This window comes from Streptomyces sp. NPDC102462 (genome assembly GCF_044765425.1).
Taxonomy (GTDB): domain Bacteria; phylum Actinomycetota; class Actinomycetes; order Streptomycetales; family Streptomycetaceae; genus Streptomyces.
This window is the reverse complement of sequence record NZ_JBIWKB010000134.1, coordinates 1-3,981: the sequence shown is the minus strand read 5'-3', so window position 1 is coordinate 3,981 and position 3,981 is coordinate 1. Positions and strand designations below refer to the sequence as shown.

The following is a 3,981-nucleotide window of genomic DNA, read 5'->3' as shown; positions in this document are numbered from 1 at the left end:
CAGGACCCTAGACAAGTCCCATCGTTGCAGGTCAGGAGCACTCTCCGTTTATTTGATCAAGACGTGGACGAGCACGCCATGAAAGCGCGAGGTTAACGGCAAGGGTCGCCTCCCGTCGGCCCGACTTCGTGGCGGCGCTCGGTGCCGGGGGTTGGCGTCCCTGATCGAGGGCATGATCCATGGCTTGCTAGTCTTCGGCCATGTTGCGCTTGGATCAGGCGTCGCGCGCCCGCGTCGTAGTGGCGGGGATGGGCGATGCCGGACTTTTGGCCGCCATCAACCTGGTCCGGCATCGACGCCTCGTCGACGTGGTGGGTGTCTCCAGCAAGCCGGGCCTGGTCAGTGGACAGAGTCTGGGGTGGCGACTGGCCCGGCCCGAAGAGTGGGTGACCCGGTTCAACATCTCCTACGACCGCTTTCGGGTCCTGGACCGCGCGCGCTTGGTGCATGGCTCGCTGACCGGCCTTGATACGGACGCCCGTACGGTCACCGTGAGGTCGGCTGACGGCACAACGACACGCGAACCGTACGACGCGCTTGTGCTCGCCACAGGCGTGAGTAATGGGTTCTGGCGTCAGCCCGAGCTGCAGGACCAGAGTGAGATCGACAAGGGGCTGCGCGACATGCACGCCCGGTTCGCCGCCGCTGATTCCATCGCTGTCGTCGGTGGGGGGGCGACAGCGGTGGGCAGCGCCGCGCAGCTCGCCGAGGCGTTTCCCGCCGCACGGATCGACCTGTATTTCCCCGGAGATCGTGCCCTCACCAGCCATCATCCCGACGTCTGGAACGCGGTGAGGGCGCGGCTCGAACGGCTCCGCGTTCATCTGTACCCAGGTCACCGTGCACAGCTACCGGCCGATCTGTCACCGGCGGCGGGGCCCGTTACCTTCATCACCGGCCAGCCCCCCGCCGAGGCAGGACTCGTCCTCTGGGCAGTCGGCCGGGCCCGCCCGAACACCGCATGGCTGCCCGAGGACCTGCTCGACCCGCACGGATACGTCCGCGTGGGCGCAGACCTGCGAACGCCCGATCACGACCGCATCTGGGCCGTGGGCGACGTAGCAGCCAGCGATTCCCTGCGTGGTTCGGCCCGCAACGGAGGCCCCGCACTGGTCGCGCGCAACGTCGTGGCCGCACTGCGTGGAAAACCCGGCCGTGACTTGCAGATCCGGAGGCACGCACAAGGGACCGTTCTCGGGCCCCTGCAGGACGGTCTTGAGGTCTTCTCCTACGCCGGCCGCCGCTTCCGCATACCTCGTCGACCCTATTTCGCCTTGGAGCGTTATCTGGAGGGCCCGTTCGTTTACGGCGGGATTCGCCCGGCTTCTTCGCAGGTAGCGGACTCCATGAAGCAATAGCTTCTCTGACCTGACGGTCGGTGGGGTCTGCCCTCTCATGGTGGGTTTACGCGGGGCTCTGTGAAGTACGCTTTTACTGAGCTTGAACTCATGATTGGCGTTGAGGGACACCAGCGGAGTTCACCAAACAGACCGCCCTTCGCTCGACTATTGCCGTACGCCCCAGCTGTGATGCGCCCGCCACCCTGCCGATCACGCCGTCCGCGGCCGCCCCTTCCGGGCAGCCCTCGCCCGGCGCAAGCCGGCGCCTCGGTGGCCGCGGCAGTCGCTGCAGCGATTCGACGATGTGTGTGGCGGGACTTGGTGGCGGGAGTACTTCGCCGACGCGGTGGCTGCCCGTGACAAGGACGGTGCGGCTGAGCACTGCCAGAACCAGCATCGACCACTTGTTCGCGATCTGGTCGAGGACGGTGCGGCTCGGGCAGTCGGCACTGTAGACGACGTCGTGAGTCATGTCGGTATCCCTGAGTATCCCTAGGATGACGAAAGTGCGTAGTTGACGTTCCCTGGCTGACCAGCTCAACCTAGGTATACATCAGGAATCTACGGGCCGGGATTGTCTTCGACGACCCGGTGCGGAATTGGAGAGTTGGCGTGTCCGGAGAATTCTCTACGGCAAAGGAGTACCCGACCCTGCGGGTGTTGCTGGATCAGGGAGTGGCGAACGTCGTCATCGACAACCCGCCGGTGAATGTACTCGACGTCCAGCTCATGACTGACGTACTGCACTTCCTCAAGACGGTTCGCGACGATTCCTCTGTCAGGGTCATCGTCTTTAGCAGCGCTGATCCGGATTTCTTCATACCCCATGTCGACATGACGCTGATCGACGAGCCCACAGCCTTTGACGAACTGGCTTTGGAGGCGCCGGAGGGGCTGAACGTATTCCAGGCATTCGGGGAGGCCGTGCGGCACCAGCCACAGGTCACGATCGTGAAGCTGGCCGGCATCGCACGCGGCGGTGGGGCCGAGTTCGTGACAGCTGCCGACATGACTTTCGCGGCCATGGGAAAAGCGAGGCTCGCTCAGGTCGAATCGCTGATGGGTATCACACCCGGCGGCGGCGCCACGCAGTACCTCGGGCAGCGTCTTGGCCGCAATCGCGCACTCGAGGTGCTGCTCGGCGGCGACCCGATCGACGCGGAGACAGCCGAACGCTACGGCTGGGTCAACCGCGCACTGCCGGCCGACGAGCTTGACGCTTTCGTCGACCGGCTCGCTCGGAACATAGCAGCGCTGCCTGATGGCGTCATCAGGGCCGCCAAGGCGGCCGTGCCAGCGGTGGACCTCGCCGGGGGATTCACGCGCGAGCACGAGGCGTGGGCCGGCCTGTTCGCCCTGCCCGCCGCCGAGAAGCTCATCCGAGGCGGCCTCGAACGCGGCGCCCACACACGAGAAGGTGAACTCCGACTTGAGGACCTGCTCCGTGACCTGTGGGAAGAGCTGAAGGGGCAACCGAACCGCTGACGCACGCAGAGACCGCAGCGGCCCCCTCTCAGAGGTGGCCGCTGCGCTGATCGACGTAGGCCGTTGTGCGTACCGTACCCGTAGTCCTCCAGCGGAACGGCCTGCCTGGAGCGCCTGACCCGGTACCGCACCCGGCGTTCCACGACCGGCAGCGGCGGAGCAGACCGCTCCCACAACTCATCCTCGCCCCCACGGCCTCCGCTGCGCCATGCCCAACGCCCCCACCACACACCAGAGATGCGCATAACACTGACTGACGGCGCGTCATTCCTAGTCGTCACGGCTCATTCTGTTAAAAGTCCTGGGCAACGACGCCGCAGGCATCACGTGATGCTACGGACCGCTGCTTTGCTCCCCCTTGCAGGGCTTTCCACACTGGGCTTCGACCCCGGGCGTTTCCCCCCGACGCCGCCAGTCTGCTACCGGGCCTCCTGGCAGCTACCCGGACCGGACTTTCACCGGCAGGCGACAGCAAGCTTACGACTCGAGATCAACTACACACGAAGACCTCCGAGTCTGCTGGGCGCGCGAAAGCGCGAGGCTACGGAGGCCTACGCGGTGCGGCCGAGCCGTGTACCCAGGTCCCCGGCAGCCCCTGGTGAGAATTCCCGCGAAGCTCACATGCTCCGGGGTAATGACAGACGGGGAAACGCCAGGTACTGTCCAGATCCGATTCACTCGTGTGGACTACACCATCCACCTTCCTACTCGGATCGTCCGGCACGTTCCTGCCGGTAGAAGGGGGCCTGCTCACCATGGCCACTGTCTCGTTCGACAACGCGACCCGGATCTACCCGGGTTCCGAAAAGCCCGCCGTCGACTCGCTCGAGATCGCGATCGAGGACGGCGAGTTCCTCGTCCTGGTCGGCCCGTCGGGTTCCGGAAAGTCCACCGCGCTCCGGATGCTCGCGGGGCTCGAAGACGTCAACGCCGGCGCCATCCGCATCGGCGACCGCGACGTCACCCACCTGCCGCCGAAGGACCGGGACATCGCCATGGTGTTCCAGAACTACGCGCTCTACCCGCACATGTCGGTCGCCGACAACATGGGCTTCGCGCTCAAGATCGCCGGCGTCAACAAGGCGGAGATCCGGCAGAAGGTCGAGGAGGCCGCGAAGATCCTCGACCTCACCGAGTACCTGGACCGCAAGCCGAA

Annotated in this window: 3 protein-coding genes; all 3 read left to right on the top strand. The window is 65.5% G+C overall.

Annotation, left to right across the window (positions count from 1 at the left end; translation table 11 throughout):
- The first annotated feature begins 200 nt into the window (after positions 1–200).
- Entirely contained in the window at positions 201–1,358 is a 1,158-nt protein-coding gene (locus ACIRFL_RS43545) for an NAD(P)/FAD-dependent oxidoreductase (protein WP_404041247.1), read from the top strand.
- Positions 1,359–1,952: 594 nt separating this feature from the next.
- Positions 1,953–2,825 carry an enoyl-CoA hydratase/isomerase family protein gene (locus tag ACIRFL_RS43540; protein WP_404041245.1) on the top strand — a complete coding sequence of 291 codons (873 nt, stop codon included), beginning with the start codon at positions 1,953–1,955 and terminating at the stop codon, positions 2,823–2,825.
- A 755-nt stretch (positions 2,826–3,580) separates the two neighbouring features.
- Positions 3,581–3,981: ABC transporter ATP-binding protein (locus tag ACIRFL_RS43535; RefSeq protein WP_404041242.1), on the top strand; the 401-nt coding region annotated here is incomplete at its 3' end.